This is a genomic window from Staphylococcus petrasii (genome assembly GCF_002902565.1).
GTDB classification, from domain to species: Bacteria; Bacillota; Bacilli; order Staphylococcales; family Staphylococcaceae; genus Staphylococcus; species Staphylococcus petrasii.
In genome coordinates, this window is the sequence record NZ_PPRC01000042.1 from 1 (window position 1) to 24945 (window position 24945).

Consider the following 24945-nt stretch of genomic DNA (forward strand, 5'->3'; position numbering starts at 1 on the left):
ATACAATAAAGTAAGCGATTACAATTTTGTCCTTACTTTTTTTATTATTCTTAATTAGAAATACTTATTAAACAACTACGATATACAAATGTTATAATTTTTTTATAAATATTGTTTTATGTCTAGCTAAGCTAACCACATTTTCAAAATAAATCAAAGCTAACATACTAGTGAAATTTGTTTGGAAATGGAAATAGCTTTAAGAGGGGGGAGGCATCACATTGGAAATTAAAGTTATAAATGAACAATCAATTTTACTTTATTTCAAAGAAGAAATTAGTGAAAAAAATTATAAAGATGTAGATACAACTACACAATACATACTTTCAAAAAATATTTCAGCTATTAGAGATGTTGTACCTTCATATCGAGCAATTATGATTAACTTTGATAATAAGCAGTTAGATTATGAGCAGCTTATATCACAACTAGAACTAGACCACATTGAACTTTCGACATCAGATGAGAATGCTAATAAGAAAGTTATACATATTCCAGTACTATATAACTTAGAAGTTGGCCCGGATTTAGAGGAAGTCGCAAAACATAATAACTTAAGTGTTGAAGAAGTAATTAATATCCATACTGATAATGAGTATTTAATTTATATGTTAGGATTCATGCCTGGATTCCCATTCTTAGGTGGCTTGGATAAACGTTTACATACGCCTCGTCGTTCTGAACCTAGAGTGAAGATTAACGCAGGTTCAGTGGGAATTGCTAATAATCAAACAGGTTTATACCCATCAGACTCTCCAGGTGGATGGCAAATCATTGGTCGCACACCTTTAAAAGTCTTTGACCAATATTCTGATCCAATGACGCTTTATGAAGCTGGCGATTATATTAAATTTTATGCGATTGATGAAGCTACTTTTAAAGAAATAGAAACTGAAATTGCTAATAATAAATTTAATAAAGAAAAGTGGGTGACTAATAATCATGAGCATTAAAATTATTAAGCCTGGTCTCTTTACGACAGTACAAGATTTAGGGCGTTATGGTTACCAACATTTAGGATTTTCAAGTGCTGGTGCAATGGATCAAAATAGTTTCAAAGTAGGTCAAGCTTTAATCAATAACGATGGGCCAAGTCTTGAATTTACAGTGATAGGTCCAACTATTGAATTTAAAGAAGATAATACTTTCGTTATTACTGGTGGCAAATTTAATGCTAAGTTGAATCAACAAGACGTAGCACTTAATACAGTATTGTTTGCTGCGAAAGGTGATAAACTTGAAATTGGTTCTGCTGTAGAGGGCGCTCGTGGTTATTTATTCTTTGGACGTCCACTAGACATTATTGAAGTTGCAGAAAGTTATTCAACACATACTCGAAGTCAAATTGGTGGCTATAAAGGCAGAACTTTGAAAAAGAATGATGTTATTGAAGTTAAATCTAATGACACTTATAAAAGTAATTTAGGTAAAACGCTTGATTATGACGCTATACCTGAAGATAACATCATTCATATTTTGGAAGGGCCACAATTTGAGGCATTTTCAGAAGAAAAAAGAAACCTCTTAGTTGAAGGTGAATACAAAATTTCTGATCAATCAGATAGAATGGGTTACCGTTTAAATGGTGACAATATTGCGCCGGAAGAGGGGGCAGATATTATATCTGAACCTGTAGCTTTAGGTAGTATCCAAGTGCCAAACGATGGCAATCCAATCATTCTATTAAATGATAAGCAAACGGTTGGAGGCTATACAAAAATAGCTACAGTGAGTCAACTTGATTTAAATAAGTTAGCTCAGTTTAAACCAGGCAATCAAATTCAATTTAAATGGATTTCAATTGAAGATGCTAATCAAAAACTACAAGAATTTGATGAACATTTTAATATGTTGCTTAATAGTATTGAAAAAGAACCAATTTATAATATTCAATCTATGAGACCAACATCACACAAATTGGCAAAAATAATTGAGGAGGAATAATTAGTGAATATTAAAAAGATAGAAGAGGTCATTAATTTAGTAAAATCAAACGGAGTTAAACGCTTTAAGTTTAAAGATAATAAAAGTGAATTAGAGTTAGACTTTACAGAAGGCGTTCAAAGTCAAGGTAATGCAAGTGCTCCTTCACAAACTGTACAAAGTACAAATACAAGCGATGAAGCTTCAACTCAAAGTCAAACTGATAGTTCAAATGATAGCGCTCAAGAAATTAAATCACCTATGGTTGGTACATTCTTCTTACAAGATAGTAAAGAACTAACTGAACCTCAAATTAAAGTAGGCGATCAAATTAAATCTGGCGATGTTATTGGCTATATCGAAGCTATGAAAGTCATGAACGAAGTGACTAGTGACGTTGATGGAGAAGTAGCTGAAATCGTTGTAGATCATGGAACTAATGTAGAATATGATCAAGTACTAGTTAAAGTCAAATAAGGGGGAACTTGTGTATGTATCGTTGTTTAGTAGCTAACAGAGGAGAAATCGCGGTCCGTATCATTAGAGCGTGTCGTGAAATGGGCATTGAAACTGTTGCGATTTACGCTAAAGGGGACGAAAAAAGCTTACACGTTAGCCTTGCTGACCAAGCTGTTTGTATTGGAGAAGCTAACCCATTAGATAGTTATTTAAATATTGAACGTATTATTGGCGCTGCTGAAATTACTGGCGCTAATGCGATTCATCCGGGATATGGTTTCTTATCTGAAAGTACAACTTTTGCTGAAAAGGTTGAAGAAAATGATATCCATTTCATCGGTCCTAATAAAACAACAATGGAAATGATGGGTGACAAAATTACTGCTCGTCAAACTGTTGATTCTGCAGGGGTTCCTGTTATACCTGGTTCATCTGGTGCAGTTAATTCAGTAGAAGAAGTTAAAGAATTAGCTAAAGAGATTGGTTATCCAGTTGTATTAAAAGCTGCTAGTGGTGGTGGCGGTAAAGGTATTCGTATCGTTAAAGAACCTGAACAATTAGAGAAATCTTTAAAAGAAGCTAAAAGTGAAGGACAAAAATACTTTAACGATGATCGAGTATACGTTGAAGCATTCATCCCAGTGGCAAAACACGTAGAAGTTCAAATCATTGGTGACGGTAAAGAAAATTATGTTCACTTAGGTGAACGTGACTGTTCTGTTCAACGTAAAAACCAAAAATTAATCGAAGAATCACCTTGTGCAGCTTTATCAGAAGAGCAACGTAAACAAATTTGTGAAGACGCTGTTAAAGTAGCTAAAGCTTCAAATTATAGAAGTGCAGGTACAATTGAATTCTTAGTTACAGAAGATGCGCATTACTTTATAGAAATGAACGCGCGCATCCAAGTAGAACATACTGTAACTGAAATGCGTGCTGATAGAGATTTATTACAAGCACAACTTTACTTACTACAACACGGTGAATTACCATTCACGCAAGAAGATATCGTGTTTAATGGCCATGTGATTGAAGCACGTATTAACGCTGAGAATCCTGAGAAGAAATTCCAACCTACACCTGGTAAAGTTAAAAAATTACATTTACCACAAGGATTTAATATTCGTGTAGATTCACTATTATATCCTGGTTACCAAGTGTCACCATATTACGATTCTTTAGTTGCTAAAGTTATTGTTAAAGATGCTAATCGTGAAAATGCGATTAAAAAATTAAAAGTGGCACTTGATGAAATGGTGATTGAAGGATTTTCAACAACTGCAGACTTCTTATATGCAGTATTAAGCTATCCACTATACGCTGATGGCGATGCGAGAGAAGTAGATATTAAATTCCTTGAAAAACATCAAATTATCAAAGGAGTTGAGCTTTAATGAAAATTGATTTGAATTGTGATTTAGGCGAAGCATTTGGTAATTATTCATTTGGCGGGGATAAAGATATTATTCCATTAATCACATCTGCTAATGTTGCCTGTGGTTTCCACGCAGGTGATGAAAATGTGATGAACGATACTGTAAAAATAGCTAAAGACAATGGCGTAAGTATTGGTGCACATCCTGGTTTACCAGATTTAAAAGGTTTTGGTCGTAGAAACATTGATATTGCACCACAAGAAGTCTACAATTTAATGATTTATCAACTAGGTGCTTTAGAAGGTTTTTGTAAAGCACATGGCACACGTATTAATCACGTTAAACCGCATGGTGCTTTATATAATATGGGTGCTAAAGATAAAGACATTGCACATGCCATTGCGCAAGCTGTATATGACTTTGATTCATCATTAATTTTAGTAGGTTTATCTAATTCTTTATTAATTTCAGAAGCAGAGTCAGTTGGTCTTAAAACTGCTTCAGAGGTCTTTGCAGATAGACGTTATGAAGATAATGGTCAATTAGTTAGTCGTAAAGAAGCTGATGCAGTCATCACAGATACTGATGAAGCATTAGATCAAGTGATTAAAATGGTTACTGAAAATAAAGTAATTAGTAAAAATGGGAAAGAAATTGATTTAAAAGCTGATACTATTTGCGTGCATGGTGATGGCGCCCATGCATTAGATTTTGTATCACAAATCAGAAAAAAATTAACGAAAGAAGGCATTGATATTCAATCCTTATAGGGGGTTCCAAGATGGGAGAAAATTTAAAACCAAAAACTAACGAGAAAGATTTCCAATTCACGAAAAATCATAGACGTTTACTCTATGGTTCAGTCTTTTTAATGGCTACTTCAGCAATTGGACCAGCTTTCTTAACACAAACTGCAGTATTTACTGCAGAATTTTATGCTAGTTTTGCTTTTGCAATATTAATATCAATCATTATTGATATTGGCGCACAAATAAACATTTGGCGTGTACTTGTAGTAACTGGTTTACGAGGTCAAGAGGTATCAAACAAAGTGTTACCTGGTTTAGGTACGGTAATTTCATTATTAATCGCTTTTGGGGGACTGGCGTTTAATATAGGTAATATTGCCGGTGCAGGCCTTGGTTTAAACGCGATGTTTGGCTTAGATATTAAATGGGGCGCTGCTATTACAGCGATTTTCTCAATTTTAATTTTCGTAAGTAAAAGTGGTCAAAAAATTATGGACGTTGTATCAATGATTCTAGGTGTTGTTATGATACTTGTAGTGGCATATGTCATGGTCGTATCAAACCCACCATATGGAGAAGCATTGGTTCGTACAGTAGCACCAGAACATCCTATTAAATTGATTCTACCAATTATTACATTAGTTGGTGGTACGGTAGGAGGATACATTACATTCGCTGGGGCACATAGATTGCTTGATTCAGGTATGAAAGGTCAACAATTTTTACCGTTTGTTAACCGCTCTGCTGTAGCAGGTATTTTAACTACTGGTATTATGAGAACGTTACTTTTCTTAGCGGTATTAGGCGTAGTAGTCACTGGTGTCACACTAAGTGCAGACAACCCACCAGCATCAGTATTTGAACATGCAATTGGACCTATCGGTAAGAACATCTTTGGTGTCGTTATCTTCGCAGCAGCGATGTCATCTGTAATCGGTTCTGCTTACACTAGTGCAACGTTCTTAAAAACGTTACATAAATCAATGGTTAATAAAAGTAACCTTATCGTTATTATTTTTATCGTTGTTTCAACGTTAATCTTCTTATTTATTGGTAAACCAGTAAGCTTATTGATTATTGCAGGAGCTATTAATGGTTGGATTTTACCTATCACATTAGGAGCTATCCTTATCGCAAGCCGTAAGAAATCAGTTGTCGGCGATTATAAACATCCAACTTGGATGCTTGTATTCGGTATACTTGCGGTAGTAGTAACGATTATCACTGGAATATTCTCGTTACAAGATTTAGCCACTCTATGGAAAGGCTAATATAATTAGAACTCTACACTCTCAGCAGTGTAGAGTTTTTTTATTTTTTGAAAATTAAAGAACCATTATTTATTGTGTAATTAACTTATCTTGGTCGTGATGACTATAAAATTGTGATAAAATAGCTTATGCTAAGATGAAAATAGAGGTGTAAATATGATTGGAATTATAGGAGCTATGGAAGAAGAAGTAGCTATTTTAAAAGATAAATTAGTAGAGATGAGTGAAATTACTTCAGCTCATGTAAAATTCTACAGAGGTAAACTTAACAATAAAGAAGTTGTACTTACTCAAAGTGGTATAGGTAAAGTTAACGCTGCTATCTCAACAACTTTATTAATTGAAAAGTTCAATCCTCACATCATCATTAATACAGGATCTGCTGGCGCGTTAGATGAAAGTTTAGCAGTAGGTGACATTTTAATTAGTAATGAAGTAATTTATCACGATGCTGACGCAACTGCTTTTGGCTATGAATATGGTCAAATTCCTCAAATGCCTGCTAAATTTAATGCAGATTCAAAACTATTAAAATTAACTGAACAAATTGTTATTAATCAAGATTTAACAGCTAAAGTTGGTCCAATTGTTAGTGGTGACAGTTTTATTGGAAGTGCGGAGCAACGTTTAACTATTAAACGCCAATTTCCAACTGCAATGGCTGTTGAGATGGAAGCGACAGCAATCGCACAAACTTGTTACCAATTTAAAGTACCGTTTATTGTTACACGTGCGGTTTCAGATTTAGCTAATGGAGAGGCTGAAATGTCTTTTGAAGAATTTTTAGGAAAAGCAGCTCAGTCATCAAGTAAAATTGTTGAAGAGTTAGTATCTGAACTATAAAAAAATATTAAAGGTGAAGATTATGGGTTTAATTAAAAAATATTTTATGCCTAATGATTACGTTAAATCTGTTTTTGAAATAGATATTGAAAAATTAGCAAAAGCAGGGTTCAAAGGCATTATTACAGATTTAGATAATACGTTAGTAGGATGGGACGTAAAATCTCCTACAATTGAAATTAAAGAATGGTTTAAAAAAGCCAATGACTTAGGTATTACTATTACTATAGTTTCAAATAATAATGAAGAACGTGTAGCAAGTTTTTCTAAAGACTTAAACGTGGATTTTATCTTTAAAGCACGTAAACCAATGGGTAAAGCTTTTAAAAAAGCAATAAAACAAATGCGTATTCAACCTAAAGAAACAATTGTTATTGGTGACCAAATGCTTACAGATGTTTTTGGTGGTAATCGCAATGGATTGTATACTATTATGGTTGTTCCAGTGAAAAGAACAGATGGATTTATTACTAAATTTAATAGAATAATCGAACGTCGTTTATTGAATTATTTTAAAAATAAAGGATACATTAAATGGGAGGAAAATTGATTGGATGAAACTTTAAAATGTATAGGCTGTGGCGCACCTCTTCAATCTGAAGATAAAAATGCGCCTGGTTATGTGCCAGAACATAATTTATTTAGAGATGATGTAATTTGTCAGCGCTGTTTTAGGCTTAAGAACTATAACGAAATTCAAGATGTCGGAATGGATAGCGATGACTTTTTAAATTTATTAAACGGATTAGCTGATCGCAAAGGTATTATCGTAAACGTGGTAGATATCTTTGATTTCGAAGGTTCTTTTATCAATGCTATTAAGCGTATTGTAGGTAATAAAAAAATCATTTTAGCAGCTAATAAGTTAGATTTATTACCTAAACAAATAAATAAACGCCGTGTAAAAGAATGGCTAAAAAGAACAGCAAGAAAATATGGCTTAGAGGCTGAAGAAGTTGTATTAATCTCTGCCCACAAAGGTTGGGGAATTGATGATTTATTAGCAGCCATTGATCATCACCGTGATAACAGTGATGTTTATATCGTTGGAACAACAAATGTAGGGAAATCTACGCTTATTAATAAATTAATTGAACAAAGTGTTGGAGAAAAAGATGTTGTTACTACTTCAAGATTCCCAGGCACTACATTAGATATGATAGATATTCCACTTGATGAACGTACATTTATGTATGATACACCGGGTATTATACAAGCACATCAAATGACGCATTATGTAACTGAAAAAGAATTAAAAATAGTTGTACCTAAAAATGAAATTAAACAACGTGTTTTCCAACTAAACGAAGGACAAACATTATTCTTTGGCGGTTTAGCAAGAATTGATTATGTCAGTGGAGGCAAACGCCCATTAGTTTGCTATTTCTCAAACGATTTAAATATTCATCGTACTAAAACTGAAAAAGCAAATGATTTATGGCGTAATCAAATTGGAAATGTGTTAACACCTCCAAAAGATGCCGAGAATTTTGATATGAGTAACATTAAAGCAGTCCGATTAGAAACGGGTAAAGAAAAAAGAGATGTGATGATATCTGGATTAGGCTTTATTACTATTGAAGCAGGCGCAAAAGTTATAGTTAGAGTTCCTAAGAATGTTGATGTAATATTACGTAACTCTATAATGTAAGGTGGTAATTTAAATGAAATATGCCGTAATAGGTGATCCAATCTCACATTCATTATCTCCAATCATGCATAATGCTAATTTTCATTCATTAGACATGAACGATTCATATGAAGCATTGCATATTCCAGTAGAACGTTTTAATCAAATCCGAGAAATTATGGAAGAAAAAGACATTTCAGGATTCAATATTACCATTCCACATAAAGAACGTATCATTCCTTATTTAGATGAGATTGATGAACAGTCAGAAACTGTAGGTGCAGTCAATACTGTAAAAATAGTTGATGGTAAATGGATTGGATATAATACTGATGGTCTAGGATATGTTACTGGTTTAAAACAAGTCTATCCTGATTTAGAAAATGCTTATATATTAATCTTAGGTGCTGGAGGAGCTAGTAAAGGCATTGCAAACGAGTTAAGCAAGTTCGTTCAACCTAGATTAACAGTTGCAAATAGAACTATGAGTCGCTTTGAATCTTGGACATTAGATATTAATGCAATTTCACTTGAACAAGCTGAGACTCATTTAGATGAATTTGATATTATAATTAATACTACGCCTGCTGGTATGGATGAGAATAAAGAGCATGTCATTAGCTTAAAACATTTATCACCCAACACATTAGTTAGCGATATTGTTTACATTCCTTATAAAACGCCTTTCCTAGAAGAAGCTGAAGCTAAAGGAAACCAAATTTATAACGGTTTAGATATGTTTGTCTATCAAGGCGCAGAAAGTTTTAAAATTTGGACTGGAAAACAACCAAATATTCAAGAAATGAAATATGCAGTACTAAAAAATTTAAAAGGAGAATAATATGCTTACAGGAAAACAAAAAAGATATTTAAGAAGTTTAGCTCATAATATTGATCCTATTTTTCAAATTGGTAAAGCAGGAATAAATGAAAATATGATTGCTCAAATCGATGATACATTAGAAAATAGAGAACTTATTAAAATTCACGTATTACAAAATAACTTTGATGATAAGAATGAATTAGCAACTGCTCTAAGTGAAGCTACTAATAGTGAAGTTGTGCAAGTAATTGGTTCAATGATTGTGATTTACAGAGAATCTGAAGAAAATAAAGAAATCACTTTACCATAAATATATGACAAAAAAAATCGTTTTATATGGTGGTCAATTTAACCCAATCCATACTGCACATATGTTAGTAGCTAATGAAGTGCATTCTATTATTAAGCCTGATAAATTTTATTTTTTACCTAGTTATATGGCGCCTCTAAAAAGTCATGAAGATTATTTAGAGGCGAAATATAGAATGAAAATGATTAAGATGGTAATAAGTGAACTTGGCTTTGGCGAAATTTGTGAGGCTGAATTAGAAAGAAAAGGGCAAAGTTATACGTATGATACTTTAAAAGACCTAGTTAATATTGAACCTGATGCTAAATTCTATTTCATCATTGGCACTGATCAATATGAGCAATTAGATAAATGGTATAAAATTGAAGAATTAAAACAGTTAATTACTTTTATTATTGTTAATCGTGGCGTAGATCATCAGACAGTTGACGATGATATGGTTTCTATTACTATTCCTCGTATGGATATTAGTTCTTCTATGATTAGACAACGCGTAAAAAATAAAGAAACAATAAATGTCTTAGTCCCTCGAAAGGTTAATAACTATATTAGAGAGGAAGGATTTTATGAAAATTAAAAAAGCTGTTGAATTAGTTAAAGATAAATTGCCTGAAAAAAGATTCAAACATTCATTAAGAGTCGCTGAAACAGCAGTTAAACTTGCTGAAATTTATGATGGTGACAAAGAAAAAGCAGAATTAGCAGGCGTCTTACATGATTATTGCAAGTATGATGATTTAAGTAGTATGTATCAAATCGTACGTCAACATGATTTAGATAGTGAATTATTAAGTTATGGCAGCGAGATCTTACATGGACCAGTGTGTGCAGCAATTATGAAATCTGAATATAATGTTCAAGATGAAGAAGTTTTATTAGCTATTAAAAACCATACTACTGGTCGTAAAGAAATGACTAAAACGGAAAAATTAGTTTTTATTGCTGATTACATTGAGCCTGGAAGAAAGACCCCCGGAGTTGAAGAAATCCGCGATATGGCATACAATCAAGGTAGCTTAGATAAAACAATTTATGAAATTTCTAAGCGAACAGTTTTATTTTTAATTGGTAAAGATATTACAGTATTCGGCGCAACGATTTCATGTTTAAACTATTATAATTATAGTGATCAAAGAATAAAGGATGATTAAATGAATTCAGAAGAATTATTAAATATTGCTGTCAATGCGACAGAAAACAAAAAAGCGGAAGATATTGTTTCTCTTAGTATGCAAGGTATTAGTGATATGACTGATTACTTTGTGGTTTGTCATGGTAATAACGAAAGACAAGTACAATCAATCGCTAGAGCTGTTAAGGAAGCTGCTCATGAGCAAGATATCGATGTTAAGCGCATGGAAGGATATCAAAGTGCTCGTTGGGTATTGATTGATTTAGCTGATGTTGTAGTACATATATTCCATAAAGACGAACGTAATTACTATAATATTGAGAAATTATATCAAGACGCGCCAATAGAAACATACGAACAGGCAGTTTATTAATATGACTCAGTATGTAGAAATGAGTACAGTATACGATCAATTAACTTTAGACCAACCATATGATAAGTGGTTTACTATAGTTAAACATTATGCACAGCCTTTTACAGATAAACTTGATTTACTTGATATCGGCTGTGGCACAGGAAGTTTAACATCGTTGCTTACTTCTATTGGAACGGTTACGGGAATGGATTTAAGTAGTGATATGCTATCCATTGCTGCTAATAAATCTAATCAAGTTACTTGGTTAGAAGGAGATATGACCGATTTTACATTAAATAAAACGTTTAATGTCATAACAATATTTTGTGATTCACTGAATTACTTGCCAGATGATGAAGAAGTACTTGATACATTTAATTGTGTATATAATCATCTCTCAGATTCTGGAGTTTTTATTTTTGATGTTCATACTATTTTTAAAATGAATACACTGTTCAATAATCAATGTTATATAGACGAAACTAATGATACTTTCCTTGCATGGGAAGCTATTGCTGGGGAAGAGCCTTATAGTGTTTATCATGATATGAGCTTTTTCATTAAAAATACTGATGGCAGTTATCATAGATTTGATGAATCTCACTATCAAAGAACTTTTGAAGAGCAACATTATCGTAATTTATTAAAACAAGCTGGCTTTTCTCAAATTGAAACATTTGTAGATTTTGATATTAATAATCATGATGAAAATGGAGAAAGACTATTTTTCGTCGTTCATAAATAATTTTTAAAGTAAACTCGTTTCCTTATACGTTTATACATATAAGGAGATGAGTTTTTTTGTTTAATAATATGAATGACATAATCAATTTCATTTTAAAATGGAAAGTTCAAATTATAATTGCGATTTGTGTAATTGGGGTTGGGATTTTCTTAATATTTTTCAAAGGAGGGGACAATGCAGAAACAACATTGAATAATGATTTAGCAAAAACTTCAACTAATAACAGCGAAATGTATAAACATGGAAGTAACAATCAAACTAAAAATAAAAATGCTGCAAGCGATAGTTCAGATAAAAAAGAATCAGAAAACAAAACCGTTTTAGTTGATGTTAAAGGGGCAGTCGAGAAACCCGATGTTTATGAAATGAAAAGCTCAGATAGGGTCAATGATGTGTTAAAAAAAGCTAAACTTTTGAAAGAAGCTGATGTAACTCAAATTAATTTATCTGAAAGGCTAACTGATCAAAAAATGATTAATGTTCCTTCTAAAAATGATGCAAATAAAACTTCTTCAAGCCAAACCAGTAGTGAAAATATAAATGGAAAAACTTCTACTCAAAATGCTCCCACTCAGAACAAAGTGAATTTGAATACTGCTACTGAAAGCGATCTGTTAAATGTACCCGGTATAGGACCGACAAAAGTAAAAGAAATATTAGAATATAAACAAAAGAACGGTCAATTTAATAGTGTGGATAATCTAAAAGAAATCAAAGGAATAGGAGGGAAAACTTTCGAAAAAATAAAGGATTATTTTACAGTTTAAAAAATTATGCAGGCATTTAATAACAAATCAACTTGAACTAAAATAAGAATTACAGTTTTAATATTTTAATTTACTATAACTACAAGCTTAAATTATAATATTAATTAATATACATTTTAATGGAGCTGAAAATTATGGAAAGAATCAAATGGGATGAATACTTTATGGCTCAAAGCCATCTATTAGCATTACGTTCAACTTGTCAACGTCTTTCAGTGGGAGCTACTATTGTAAAAGACAATAGAATCATTGCCGGAGGTTATAATGGGTCAGTAGCAGGCGAAGTTCATTGTATTGACGAGGGCTGTTTAATCGAAGATGGCCACTGTATTCGAACAATTCATGCTGAAATGAATGCCTTACTTCAATGTGCCAAACAAGGTGTATCTACTGAGGGTGCCACTATTTACGTAACTCATTTCCCTTGTCTAAACTGTACCAAATCAATTATTCAAGCTGGTATTACTAGAATCTATTATGCACAAGATTATCATAATCATGAGTATGCACTTAAATTGTTAGCTCAATCAGGTATAGAGCATCAGCAAATTGATTTTTCAGCTGAGAAAGTTGCTCAATATTTATTGAATTAATAACTTATGATTTATATAGCTTTAAGTTTACTATCTGGAATTTTGTGGATTCATTTAAAAATGTTTTCACTGTTTCTTATAAGTTTATTAATTTTTCTCGGTCTTCAAAAACAATTTAATTTAAACCTCGTAATTTTATTAATTATAAGTTTTATAAGTGGGATATTAGTAGCAAATCATAATATAAACGCTAGCGCTAAACTAATCCAATACTATAAATTGAATCAAAACATTGATAGAGAAGTAGTATTTAATAGTATGGTTAACCAAACTAAAAATCAGTTTAAAGGCGAATTCTTTATTGATAATATTGGCTATTCATTTACATATATAAGTAAAAACCCAAATATAAAAGCGAGTATGTTAGAAAATAATGCATGCCCAATTAAGGGAACCCTCTCAAATGTAATCAATGATAAGGCATATGTATTTATTAAAGAAATTAATTATAAACAATGTCATATGGTTACTCATAATAATTTTATTGAGCGTCACATAAAGTATATTACTACTAAGCTTCAACATAGTAATTTGAAATATCCTGAAAAAATATTAGCATTAATTACTGGTGACATGAGTGGGATAGATAAAGAATATTTAGACAAAGTAAAAATAATAGGTATTTATCATTTACTTGCAGTGAGCGGCTCTCACATTGCTACTATATCCGTTTTAATTCATCAAAGTTTAGTGAGGTTTAATGTTCCAAAAGTACTTATAAAATTGTCTATCATTATAATGCTTATTCTTTTTGCTTTTTATACTAATTTTGCTCCTAGTGCTTTGAGAGCTATTTTAGCTACGATTATATTTTTAGTCATTCCACGTCAGTTTAAACTTTCTTCACTAGATATTTTAAGTGTTGTTTTTATAGGTTTAACAATTAGCTACCCGTCAATTATATATGATATAGGTTTCCAATTTTCATTTTTAATATCATTATTTATAGTTCTTTCTTTGCCACTAATAAATTCGTTGTCTCACTTACAAAGTTTATTATTTCTAACATTTATCGCGCAGTTATCATCTTCAATTATAAGTATTTATCACTTTAATCAACTTCAATGGATTGGATTGTTTTCAAATTTAATATTTGTCCCTTTATATAGCTTTATTATCTTTCCTTTATCAATTTTTATATTTATTATTTATCACTTTGTAAATAACATTAATTTTATAAATCATCTTATGAACGAAGTTTTTATTGTTCATGATGATATCCTCAATTTATTTCTTACCTTTAAAAATGATCAGATATTTGTTGCTTCAACTTCTTCATTTAACTTATTAATCTACTTTTTACTTTCACTTCTGAGTTATATTTTTATTTGTCACAAGAAGTTGTTAGCTAGTTTTTTAATTCTATCAACATTTGTAGTAATCATTTCATTCAATTCACAGCCACATCATAATTCAATTACTTTTTTTGATGTAGGGCAAGGGGACAGTTTATTATTTCAAACTAATAAAAATGAAACTGTAATGGTTGATACTGGAGGAAAGGAATCATCCAACAACCAATCTGCTAGCCATAATATTTCAAAATATCATATACTTCCTTCATTAAAATCTAAAGGTATATCTTCAATCGATTATCTAATTCTGACACATCCCCACGCAGATCATATCGCAGAATTTCCTTACTTAGCTAATCACATTAAAATCAAACGATTATATATTAATATCCCAAGTTATTCAAAAGAACAATACTCTCAAATACAAATAATTTGTGAAAAGAATAATATCAAATTGTTCGATGCGACGAAGATTAATTCAATTCAACTATCAAATAGTAATATATCTTTTCTGAATTCCTATATACCAATAAGTGAGGATAAAAATGAACAAAGTATTGTCTTATTAGTTAAATATAGAATGATTAACATATTATTAATGGGGGATGCCACAAAGAATAATGAGACGTTGTTGCTTAAAAGATATGATTTACCTAAAATAGATATACTCAAAGTAGGGCATCATGGCAGTAAAACGAGTAGCTCAATGCCTTTTCTCGAAAAGATTCACCCTTCAATAAGTATTATTTCTAGTGGTAAGAATAATAAGTATCATCTTCCTAATCAATCTACAATTGATTCTCTGATAAAATTGGATTCAAAGATTTTCAATACGCAAAGTGAGGGAGAAATTTCTATTAATCTTGATAATCACTTCAAAACCTCATTTAAATAAATTATTGATAATTAGTGATAATAATTGTCTCATGATATAATATGTAAACGTGTAAAAATTAGAAAGGGTGCTCATTACTATGGGGAATAATATAGTGGCCGTTTATGGAGAAGTACCAGAGCTTGTTGAAAAGAAAAGTAATGAAATTGTAAATGACTTTTTAAATGAAGAAAAAGATGATTTTAACTATATCAAATTTAACCTTTATGAACATAGCATGTCTAATATTATTGAAGAGACATTAACTATGCCTTTTATCTCAGAGAAAAAAGCCATTGTAGTTAAAAATTCTTTTATTTTTACAGGCGAAAAAGTTTCAAAAGATTTAACACCTAATAATGATCAAATTTTAGAATTTCTTGATAAATACGACGGTGAAAATCTTATCATCTTCGAAATTTATCAAAATAAATTGGATGAACGTAAAAAGATAACTAAAACGCTAAAACAAAATGGCAAACTTTCTAAAGTAGAACAGATGTCTGAACAAGAAATAAAAACTTGGATACAGAATAAACTTTATGAAAATTATAAAGATATCAAGCAGGATGCATTAAATTTATTTATTGAACTAACTGGTATAAATTTCAATATCGTTTCACAAGAACTGGAAAAAATCATACTATTTTTAGGTGATAGAGCAACGATAACTAAAGAGGATGTTAACTTAATCATTAATCGTAGTTTAGAACAAAATGTCTTCTTATTAACAGAATATATTCAAAAGGGGCAAAAAGCTAAAGCAATTGCACTTGTTAAAGATCTAATTATCATGAAGGAAGAACCTATAAAGTTATTAGCATTAATAACAAGTAATTATAGATTATATTATCAATGTAAGATTCTTTCTCAGAAGGGCTATAGCGGACAACAAATTGCTAAGACAGTTAACGTTCATCCATATAGAGTAAAACTTGCTCTTACTCAAGTAAGACACTATCAATTAAATCAGCTGTTAAATATCATTGATAATTGTGCTGAAACAGATTATAAACTTAAATCATCTTATATGGACAAACAATTAATACTTGAATTGTTTATTTTGTCCCTATAAAAAAAGTTCAAGCTTAGCGCTTGAACTTTTTTAAAAGAATTATTTACTTGATGACATTAATTGTGATTTAATGCGATCAGCTTTATTTGAATGAATTAAGTTACTTTGTGAAGCTTTATCAACTGATTTGATAGCGAAGCTAACTAATTCAGCTTTGTTATCAGCGTTATTAGCGATAGCTGATTTAGCGTTTTTCACTGCAGTACGCATAGCGTTTTTTTGTGAAATGTTACGAGCTTCAGCGCTTTCAGTTGTTCTCACACGTTTAATAGCAGATTTAATATTTGGCATTACTGTCACCTCCTAAAAGTGAGCTTTAGCATATCAAATTTTATTTTGATTACAACAAGAAATATTTTATCAAAACATGTATGTTTGTGCAATCATTAATTGGAGTTAAACAATTTTATTTAGCAATTAAATCGCATTTGCTATTGGAAAGCCTAATTCAACACTTTATAATTGAAGTATAAATTAACAACTAGTTCGTTGAAACAAGTTAATTTAAATCAATAAAGTAACAATATAATAGTTTATCTCAAATTTGCAATTAAGTTTTAAAAACGATATTATATCAAAGATGTATACATATACGGGCTAATTTTATGAAAGCGAGAATGATAGGTTATGGATATGCAAGAACGCTATAACAGAAGAGAGACTATCCGAAATTTTTCTATAATTGCTCATATTGATCATGGTAAATCAACATTAGCAGATAGAATTTTGGAGAATACAAAATCTGTAGAAACAAGAGAAATGCAAGACCAATTATTAGATTCTATGGATCTTGAAAGAGAACGTGGTATTACAATTAAATTAAATGCCGTACGTTTAAAATATGAAGCGAACGATGGAAAAACTTATACATTCCATCTTATTGATACACCAGGGCACGTAGACTTTTCTTATGAAGTATCTAGATCATTAGCCGCTTGTGAAGGCGCAATACTTGTTGTTGATGCTGCACAAGGGATTGAAGCACAAACATTAGCAAATGTTTATTTAGCTTTAGATAATGAATTAGAACTACTACCTGTTGTTAACAAAATTGATTTACCTGCCGCTGAACCAGAGAGGGTAAAACAAGAATTAGAAGACGTTATTGGTTTAGATCAAGATGACGTAGTGTTAGCAAGTGCTAAATCAAATATTGGTATAGAAGAGATTTTAGAAAAAATCGTAGAAGTTGTACCACCTCCAGAAGGCGATCCAAGTGCACCTTTAAAAGCACTTATTTTTGATTCTGAGTATGACCCATATCGTGGTGTTATTTCATCAATTCGTGTAATGGAAGGCGTAGTTAAAGCAGGCGATCGTATTAAAATGATGGCTACTGGTAAAGAATTTGAAGTAAGTGAAGTTGGTATTAATACACCTAAACAGTTACCTGTTGAAGAGTTAACTGTTGGTGACGTTGGATACATTATTGCAAGTATTAAGAATGTAGATGATTCACGTGTAGGTGATACAATTACTCATGCTGAGCGTCCTGCTAAGGCGCCTCTAAAAGGTTATAAAAAAATGAATCCTATGGTTTATTGTGGATTATTCCCAATAGAAAATAAAGATTATAACGATTTAAGAGAAGCGCTTGAAAAACTACAATTAAACGATGCTTCATTAGAATTTGAACCTGAATCATCTCAAGCACTTGGTTTTGGTTTCAGAACTGGTTTCCTAGGTATGCTTCACATGGAAATTATTCAAGAACGTATTGAAAGAGAATTTGGTATTGAATTAATTGCTACTGCTCCATCTGTAATTTACCAATGTATAATGAAAGATGGTTCAGAAGTAACTGTAGATAATCCTGCTCAAATGCCAGAACGTGATAAAATTGAGGCAATCTACGAACCATATGTAAAAGCGACGATGATGGTTCCTAATGATTATGTAGGTGCAGTAATGGAACTATGCCAACGTAAACGTGGGCAATTTATCAATATGGATTATTTAGATGATATTCGCGTAAATATTGTTTATGAAATCCCATTATCAGAAGTCGTATTCGATTTCTTCGATCAACTTAAATCAAATACTAAAGGTTATGCTTCATTTGATTATGAATTCATTGAGAATAAAGAAAGTAACCTTGTGAAGATGGACATTCTATTAAATGGCGACAAAGTCGATGCTTTAAGTTTCATCGTTCACAGAGACTTTGCCTATGAAAGAGGTAAGGCTTTAGTTGAAAAATTAAAAACATTGATTCCTAGACAACAATTCGAAGTACCTGTCCAAGCTGCTATCGGACAAAAAATTGTTGCTAGAACTAATATAAAATCAATGGGTAAAAACGTTTTATCTAAATGTTATGGTGGCGATATTAGTCGTAAACGTAAACTTTTAGAAAAACAAAAAGCAGGTAAAGCTAAAATGAAAGCTGTAGGTAGCGTAGAAATTCCGCAAGATGCTTTCTTAGCTGTATTAAAAATGGATGACGAATAGAATATAAATGAGGTTGAGACAATCATAGGTACTGTTTATATAGAGAGTGAGGCAACGAAATTCTTTTAAATTTAAGGTTTCTGTTTCACTCCTTTATAACAGAATTTAGTAGAGTAAATAGCTTGCATAAGTAAGAATTAAACTTACTTATAACTACTATAACTCTTGTACCTTTGTCTTAACCTTTTTTTATTCGGAAATTTTAAGTGGGGGTGTAAAAATGTCGGTTAAAAGTGCTTATATCCATATTCCATTTTGTGTAAGAATTTGTACGTATTGTGATTTCAATAAATTTTTTATTCATAAACAACCTGTAGATGAATATTTAACTGCATTAATTGAAGAAATGAAAACTAGCCAAAATAGAGAATTAGAAACTATGTATGTGGGCGGTGGCACGCCAACTGCATTGAGTGAAGCTCAACTTGAACGATTGCTTAAAGCTATTAATTCTATATTTAAAATAAATGGTGAATATAGTTTTGAAGCAAACCCTGATGAACTTACTTTTAATAAAGTTAAATTATTAAAAGACTATGGCGTTAATAGAATATCGATGGGTGTCCAAACGTTTAAACCTGAATTATTAAAAATTCTTGGACGTACGCACCAAACTGAAGATATTTATAATGCAGTTAATAATGCAAGAAAAGCAGGAATTGAGTCTATAAGTTTGGATTTAATGTATCATTTACCTTCACAAACTTTAGAAGATTTTTCGGATAGCTTAAATAGAGCGCTTCAAATGGATATTGATCATATTTCGAGTTATGGGTTAATACTTGAACCTAAAACTCAATTTTATAATATGTATCGTAAAGGCAAACTCAAGCTACCGAATGAAGACTTGGGTGCAGACATGTATCAATATTTAATGAAGTCATTAGCAAGTACTCAATTTCATCAATATGAAATTTCTAATTTTGCTAAACCAGGACATGAATCAGAACATAATAAGGTGTATTGGCTAAATGAAGAATATTATGGTTTCGGAGCTGGAGCAAGTGGATATGTGAATGGGGAACGTTATTCAAACTTAAATCCCGTTCAACATTATATTAATGCAATAAACAATGGAAAACGTCCTATCTTAACGAGCAATTTTCCTACATTTGAAGAAAAGATGGAAGAAGAAATGTTTTTAGGTTTAAGAATGAATAAAGGTGTTAATAGACAAACGTTTGAAAATAAATTTAACGTTTCTTTAAATGAGGTATTTGGTCAAACAATCAATCAACTTAAAAACAAACATTTACTAAAAGAAAATAATGATTATATATCGTTGACTGAAAGAGGAAAAGTGATAGGAAACGAGGTTTTCGAGGCATTTTTATTAAATATATAATTTTTTATAAAAATCAGAGCTTTAACGTTGACTTACTTTGACCAATTTGATAAATTATAATTAGCACTTGAGATAAAAGAGTGCTAATGAGGTGAAAACATGATTACTGAAAGGCAATTAAGCATTTTAAATGCAATTGTTGAAGATTATGTTGATTTAGGACAACCTATTGGTTCTAAGACCTTGATTGACAGACATCACTTAAATGTGAGCCCAGCTACGATTAGGAACGATATGAAACAACTTGAAGAATTAAACTTTTTAGAAAAAGCACATTCTTCATCAGGTCGTTCTCCTTCAGAGAAAGGTTTAAGATTATACGTCAATCAATTATTAAAACAAACATCTCATCATAAACAAAAGAAAGTTCAACGGTTAAATCAACTATTGATTGAGAATCACTACGATATTTCTTCAGCATTAAGTTATTTTGCAAACGAATTATCTATGAAATCTCAATATGCAACGTTAGTTGTTCGTCCTAATCACAATAAAGATATTATAAATAATATTCATTTAATACAGGCTAATCCGTCTATATTAATTATGGTTATTATTTATCATTCCGGCCATGTAGAACATTTGCAATTAAGTTCTAATATAAGTTTGAATAGTAATAGATTAACAGAAATAGCGAAATTTATTACTAGTAACTATGGTCTTGAAGATACAAAGTTAAATGAGAAAACAAAGTATTTTTCAAAGGCTTTAGAGGAAGAACATTTTGTAAATGATTTAATAACAATGCTTAATTCTCATTTACTCAAACAAAGTAATAGCATTTTCATGGGCGGAAAGGTTAAACTAATTGATGCATTGAATGAAACCAATGTTTCATCTATTCAACCAATTTTACAATATTTAGAATCTGAACGGATTACGGAATTACTTGAAGATATATCTACTTCAGGTATTAATGTAAAAATTGGTAAAGAAATTGATGATAGTCTGAGTGATATTTCTATTGTCACTAGTCAGTATCATTTTGATGATTCTCTAAAAGGACAAATTGCGGTTATCGGACCAACTGCGATGCATTATCAAAATGTGATTCAATTACTTAGCCAAATTTGGTAAGTCTAATTGTAATTATATTGGAGGGCATAACATGACAGAAAAAGATGAATCTGTAAAAAACACTACAGACGTTTCTGAAGAAAAAGATGAACATAAAAAAGAGGAACCAACAACAGTAGAAAATGGTGACTCAACTACTTCTACTTCAGAAGATGATAATTTACAAAATAATGACGTTAGTGAAGAAAACTCTGAAGAAACATCAGTAGATCCTAAAGATGAAGAAATTCAGCAATTACAATTAAAAGCTAACGAAAACGAAGAAAAATATTTAAGATTATATGCAGAATTCGAAAACTACAAACGTCGAATTCAAAATGAAAATGCAACAAATAAAAAATATCAAGCGCAAAGTGTCTTAACTGACATCTTGCCAACAATTGATAATATTGAACGCGCACTTCAAATTGAAGGCGAAGATGAATCATTTAAATCATTACAAAAAGGTGTACAAATGGTTCATGAAAGCTTATTAAGAGCTTTAAAAGAAAATGGTCTTGAAGAAATCGAATCTGAAGGTCAAGAATTCGATCCTAACTTCCACCAAGCAGTAGTTCAAGATAATAATCCTGATTTCAAATCTGGAGAAATTACTCAAGAATTACAAAAAGGGTATAAGTTAAAAGATAGAGTCTTAAGACCATCAATGGTTAAAGTAAATCAATAATTTTATTTGACGAAAACACCATTCATTACATTAAATTAATCATATTGGAGGAATTTTATTATGAGTAAAGTAATCGGTATTGACTTAGGTACAACAAATTCATGTGTCTCAGTTTTAGAAGGTGACGAACCTAAAGTAATCCAAAACCCTGAAGGCGCTAGAACTACACCATCAGTTGTAGCATTCAAAAATGGTGAAACTCAAGTAGGTGAAGTTGCTAAACGCCAAGCAATTACAAACCCTAATACTGTACAATCTATCAAACGTCATATGGGTACAGACTACAAAGTTGACATTGAAGGTAAATCATATACTCCTCAAGAAATTTCAGCTATGATTTTACAAAACTTAAAAAATACTGCTGAAAGCTACTTAGGAGATAAAGTAGAAAAAGCAGTTATCACTGTTCCTGCATATTTCAATGATGCTGAACGTCAAGCTACTAAAGATGCTGGTAAAATTGCTGGTTTAGAAGTTGAACGTATTATCAACGAACCAACAGCTGCAGCATTAGCTTATGGTTTAGATAAAACTGACCAAGATCAAAAAGTATTAGTATTCGACTTAGGTGGCGGTACTTTTGACGTATCTATCCTTGAATTAGGCGATGGCGTATTCGAAGTACTTTCAACTGCAGGTGACAACAAACTTGGTGGGGATGACTTTGACCAAGTAATCATTGATTATTTAGTATCTGAATTCAAAAAAGAAAATGGCGTAGATTTATCTCAAGATAAAATGGCTTTACAACGTCTTAAAGACGCAGCTGAAAAAGCTAAAAAAGATTTATCAGGCGTATCTCAAACTCAAATCTCATTACCATTTATTTCAGCAGGTGAAAATGGTCCATTACACTTAGAAATTAGCTTAACTCGTTCTAAATTTGAAGAATTAGCTGATTCATTAATTAAACGTACAATGGAACCAACTCGCCAAGCACTTAAAGATGCTGGATTATCTACTTCAGAAATTGATGAAGTTATCTTAGTTGGTGGTTCTACTCGTATCCCAGCTGTTCAAGAAGCAGTTAAAAAAGAAATCGGTAAAGAACCTCATAAAGGTGTAAACCCAGATGAAGTAGTAGCTATGGGTGCAGCAATCCAAGGTGGCGTTATCACTGGTGACGTTAAAGACGTAGTATTATTAGACGTTACACCATTATCACTTGGTATCGAAATTATGGGTGGACGTATGAATACGTTAATCGAACGTAATACAACTATCCCAACTTCTAAATCACAAGTTTATTCAACAGCTGCTGATAACCAACCAGCTGTAGACATTCACGTATTACAAGGTGAACGTCCAATGGCGTCTGACAACAAAACATTAGGAAGATTCCAATTAACTGATATTCCACCAGCTCCACGTGGTGTACCTCAAATCGAAGTAACATTCGATATCGACAAAAACGGTATCGTAAATGTAACTGCTAAAGACTTAGGTACTAATAAAGAGCAAAATATCACAATCCAATCAAGCTCAGCTTTATCTGATGATGAAATTGATCGTATGGTTAAAGATGCTGAAGAAAATGCTGAAGCAGATAAAAAACGTCGTGAAGAAGTAGACTTAAGAAACGACGCTGATAGCTTAGTATTCCAAGTTGAAAAAACAATCTCTGATTTAGGCGAAAATATCAGTGAAGAAGATAAATCAAATGCAGAAAGCAAAAAAGATGCATTAAAATCAGCACTTGAAGGTCAAGATTTAGATGAAATTAAATCTAAAAAAGAAGACCTTGAAAAAGTAATTCAAGAATTATCTGCTAAAGTTTACCAACAAGCGCAACAAGCACAACAACAAGCTCAAGGTGGCGCTGAACAACAATCAGGTAATGATATCAATGTAGAAGATGCTGAGTTTAAAGAAGTAAAAGACGATGAAGATAAAAAATAATAGCTAATCGTTTATAAAGTTTGCTAAATTCAGTAAACATCTATAAATGTCAGCCAAAAAGTCAAAGTCAATTGAACATTGGCTTTGGCTTTTTCTGTTATAATTAAAATATTTGAATAAATGCAGAATGATTAAAAGGAGAGATAACAGTGGCTAAAAGAGATTACTATGAAGTTTTAGGTGTAAGTAAAGATGCCTCTAAAGATGAAATAAAAAAAGCTTATCGTAAGTTATCGAAAAAATATCATCCAGATATCAATAAAGAAGAAGGCGCTGATGAGAAATTCAAAGAGATTTCTGAAGCGTATGAAGTATTAAGTGATGAAAATAAAAGAGCTAACTACGATCAATTCGGTCATAGCGGACCTCAAGGTGGCTTTGGTAGCCAAGGCTTTGGAGGTCAAGACTTCGGTGGCTTTAGTGGTGGAGGATTTGAAGATATCTTTAGTTCGTTCTTTGGTGGCTCACGTCAAAGAGATCCTAATGCTCCACGTAAAGGTGATGACTTACAATACACAATGACGCTTGATTTTGAAGAAGCTGTATTTGGTACTAAAAAAGAAATCTCAATTCGAAAAGATGTTACATGTCATACTTGTAATGGTGACGGTGCTAAACCAGGCACTAATAAGAAAACATGTAGCTATTGTAATGGTGCTGGACATGTTTCAGTGGAACAAAATACTATCTTAGGTCGAGTTAGAACTGAACAAACTTGTCCTAAATGTGATGGTTCAGGTCAAGAATTTGAAGAACCATGTCCAACTTGTCACGGTAAAGGTACTGAAAATAAAACAGTTAAATTGGAAGTTACAGTGCCAGAAGGTGTAGATAATGATCAACAAATTCGTTTAGCTGGTGAAGGTGCGCCAGGTGAAAATGGTGGACCACATGGTGACTTATATGTAGTCTTCCGTGTTAGACCTTCAGATAAATTTGAACGTGATGGCGACGATTTATTCTATAAATTAAATGTTAGCTTCCCACAAGCTTCATTAGGTGACGAAATTAAAATCCCTACATTAAACGGAAATGTAATGCTTACTATCCCTGCTGGTACACAAACTGGTAAACAATTCCGTTTAAAAGATAAAGGTGTAAAAAATGTTCATGGTTACGGTCATGGCGATTTATTTGTTAATATTAAAGTAGTTACACCTACTAAGTTAACTGATAGACAAAAAGAATTAATGAGAGAATTTGCAGAAATTAGTGGTGAAAGTGTAGAAGAACAACCATCTAATTTTAAAGATAAAGCACGTAAATTCTTTAGAGGGGAATAAATA

At 31.7% G+C, this 24945-nt stretch carries 26 protein-coding genes; 25 read left to right on the forward strand and 1 reads right to left on the reverse strand.

Features of this window, described 5'->3' with window-relative positions; all coding sequences use genetic code 11:
- Positions 1-221: 221 nt before the first annotated feature.
- The 19 genes from pxpB (at position 222) to holA (ending at position 16220) form a co-directional block, all read left to right on the forward strand.
- Positions 222-953 (forward strand): 5-oxoprolinase subunit PxpB, encoded by a 732-nt coding sequence (pxpB, locus tag CD127_RS07300; RefSeq protein WP_103366267.1) that lies wholly within the window; start codon positions 222-224, stop codon positions 951-953.
- Entirely contained in the window at positions 943-1944 is a 1002-nt protein-coding gene (locus CD127_RS07305) for a 5-oxoprolinase subunit C family protein (RefSeq protein ID WP_103366268.1), read from the forward strand. The genes pxpB and CD127_RS07305 overlap by 11 nt, the downstream gene beginning before the upstream one ends.
- Before the next feature lie 3 nt (positions 1945-1947).
- Positions 1948-2400, forward strand: coding sequence for an acetyl-CoA carboxylase biotin carboxyl carrier protein (gene accB / locus CD127_RS07310; protein ID WP_103366269.1), 453 nt, complete (start codon positions 1948-1950; stop codon positions 2398-2400).
- 14 nt (positions 2401-2414) lie between these two features.
- Complete coding sequence (locus tag CD127_RS07315) at positions 2415-3776, forward strand: acetyl-CoA carboxylase biotin carboxylase subunit (RefSeq protein WP_103366270.1); 1362 nt, start codon at positions 2415-2417, stop codon at positions 3774-3776.
- A complete protein-coding gene (gene pxpA / locus CD127_RS07320; RefSeq protein WP_103298668.1) occupies positions 3776-4528 on the forward strand; it encodes a 5-oxoprolinase subunit PxpA in 753 nt (250 codons plus the stop codon). Before CD127_RS07315 ends, pxpA begins: the two co-directional genes overlap by 1 nt.
- Before the next feature lie 11 nt (positions 4529-4539).
- Positions 4540-5778, forward strand: a complete 1239-nt coding sequence (locus CD127_RS07325; RefSeq protein ID WP_103366271.1) for an NRAMP family divalent metal transporter — start codon at positions 4540-4542, stop codon at positions 5776-5778.
- Positions 5779-5934: 156 nt separating this feature from the next.
- Positions 5935-6621: a 5'-methylthioadenosine/S-adenosylhomocysteine nucleosidase gene (gene mtnN, locus CD127_RS07330; RefSeq protein ID WP_103366272.1), complete on the forward strand. Its 687-nt coding sequence runs from the start codon at positions 5935-5937 to the stop codon at positions 6619-6621.
- A gap of 22 nt (positions 6622-6643) precedes the next feature.
- Positions 6644-7171 carry a YqeG family HAD IIIA-type phosphatase gene (locus CD127_RS07335; protein ID WP_103298671.1) on the forward strand — a complete coding sequence of 176 codons (528 nt, stop codon included), beginning with the start codon at positions 6644-6646 and terminating at the stop codon, positions 7169-7171.
- Positions 7172-8272 (forward strand): ribosome biogenesis GTPase YqeH, encoded by a 1101-nt coding sequence (gene yqeH, locus CD127_RS07340; RefSeq protein ID WP_103366273.1) that lies wholly within the window; start codon positions 7172-7174, stop codon positions 8270-8272.
- Between the two features lie 13 nt (positions 8273-8285).
- Positions 8286-9092 carry a shikimate dehydrogenase gene (aroE, locus tag CD127_RS07345; RefSeq protein ID WP_103366274.1) on the forward strand — a complete coding sequence of 269 codons (807 nt, stop codon included), beginning with the start codon at positions 8286-8288 and terminating at the stop codon, positions 9090-9092.
- A gap of 1 nt (position 9093) precedes the next feature.
- Positions 9094-9384 carry a ribosome assembly RNA-binding protein YhbY gene (gene yhbY / locus CD127_RS07350; RefSeq protein WP_103298674.1) on the forward strand — a complete coding sequence of 97 codons (291 nt, stop codon included), beginning with the start codon at positions 9094-9096 and terminating at the stop codon, positions 9382-9384.
- A 4-nt stretch (positions 9385-9388) separates the two neighbouring features.
- Positions 9389-9961, forward strand: coding sequence for a nicotinate-nucleotide adenylyltransferase (locus CD127_RS07355; RefSeq protein WP_103298675.1), 573 nt, complete (start codon positions 9389-9391; stop codon positions 9959-9961).
- Entirely contained in the window at positions 9951-10535 is a 585-nt protein-coding gene (yqeK, locus tag CD127_RS07360; RefSeq protein ID WP_103298676.1) for a bis(5'-nucleosyl)-tetraphosphatase (symmetrical) YqeK, read from the forward strand. Before CD127_RS07355 ends, yqeK begins: the two co-directional genes overlap by 11 nt.
- The gene (gene rsfS / locus CD127_RS07365; RefSeq protein ID WP_103298677.1) at positions 10536-10889 is read left to right on the forward strand and encodes a ribosome silencing factor; all 354 of its coding nucleotides are present in this window, start codon (positions 10536-10538) and stop codon (positions 10887-10889) included.
- 1 nt (position 10890) lies between these two features.
- Positions 10891-11616, forward strand: coding sequence for a class I SAM-dependent DNA methyltransferase (locus CD127_RS07370; protein ID WP_103298678.1), 726 nt, complete (start codon positions 10891-10893; stop codon positions 11614-11616).
- Between the two features lie 56 nt (positions 11617-11672).
- Positions 11673-12383: a helix-hairpin-helix domain-containing protein gene (locus CD127_RS07375; RefSeq protein WP_103366275.1), complete on the forward strand. Its 711-nt coding sequence runs from the start codon at positions 11673-11675 to the stop codon at positions 12381-12383.
- 134 nt (positions 12384-12517) lie between these two features.
- Positions 12518-12976, forward strand: a complete 459-nt coding sequence (locus tag CD127_RS07380; RefSeq protein ID WP_103366276.1) for a ComE operon protein 2 — start codon at positions 12518-12520, stop codon at positions 12974-12976.
- A gap of 258 nt (positions 12977-13234) precedes the next feature.
- Positions 13235-15166 carry a DNA internalization-related competence protein ComEC/Rec2 gene (locus CD127_RS07385; RefSeq protein ID WP_235851304.1) on the forward strand — a complete coding sequence of 644 codons (1932 nt, stop codon included), beginning with the start codon at positions 13235-13237 and terminating at the stop codon, positions 15164-15166.
- A 79-nt stretch (positions 15167-15245) separates the two neighbouring features.
- Entirely contained in the window at positions 15246-16220 is a 975-nt protein-coding gene (holA, locus tag CD127_RS07390; protein ID WP_103298116.1) for a DNA polymerase III subunit delta, read from the forward strand.
- Between the two features lie 39 nt (positions 16221-16259).
- On the opposite strand, the gene rpsT is transcribed toward holA, so the two are convergent.
- Positions 16260-16511, reverse strand: coding sequence for a 30S ribosomal protein S20 (rpsT, locus tag CD127_RS07395; protein ID WP_103298117.1), 252 nt, complete (start codon positions 16509-16511; stop codon positions 16260-16262).
- A 336-nt stretch (positions 16512-16847) separates the two neighbouring features.
- Here rpsT and lepA point away from each other — a divergent pair, with 336 nt between their 5' ends.
- From lepA to dnaJ, 6 genes are all read left to right on the forward strand, one after another.
- Positions 16848-18671: a translation elongation factor 4 gene (gene lepA, locus CD127_RS07400; protein WP_103366278.1), complete on the forward strand. Its 1824-nt coding sequence runs from the start codon at positions 16848-16850 to the stop codon at positions 18669-18671.
- Positions 18672-18891: 220 nt separating this feature from the next.
- A complete protein-coding gene (gene hemW / locus CD127_RS07405; RefSeq protein WP_103366279.1) occupies positions 18892-20016 on the forward strand; it encodes a radical SAM family heme chaperone HemW in 1125 nt (374 codons plus the stop codon).
- Between the two features lie 99 nt (positions 20017-20115).
- A complete protein-coding gene (hrcA, locus tag CD127_RS07410) occupies positions 20116-21093 on the forward strand; it encodes a heat-inducible transcriptional repressor HrcA (protein WP_103366280.1) in 978 nt (325 codons plus the stop codon).
- 31 nt (positions 21094-21124) lie between these two features.
- Positions 21125-21760: a nucleotide exchange factor GrpE gene (grpE, locus tag CD127_RS07415; protein WP_103366281.1), complete on the forward strand. Its 636-nt coding sequence runs from the start codon at positions 21125-21127 to the stop codon at positions 21758-21760.
- A gap of 60 nt (positions 21761-21820) precedes the next feature.
- Entirely contained in the window at positions 21821-23659 is a 1839-nt protein-coding gene (dnaK, locus tag CD127_RS07420; RefSeq protein WP_103366282.1) for a molecular chaperone DnaK, read from the forward strand.
- Between the two features lie 149 nt (positions 23660-23808).
- Positions 23809-24942 (forward strand): molecular chaperone DnaJ, encoded by a 1134-nt coding sequence (gene dnaJ, locus CD127_RS07425; protein WP_103366283.1) that lies wholly within the window; start codon positions 23809-23811, stop codon positions 24940-24942.
- The last annotated feature ends 3 nt before the right edge of the window (positions 24943-24945 follow it).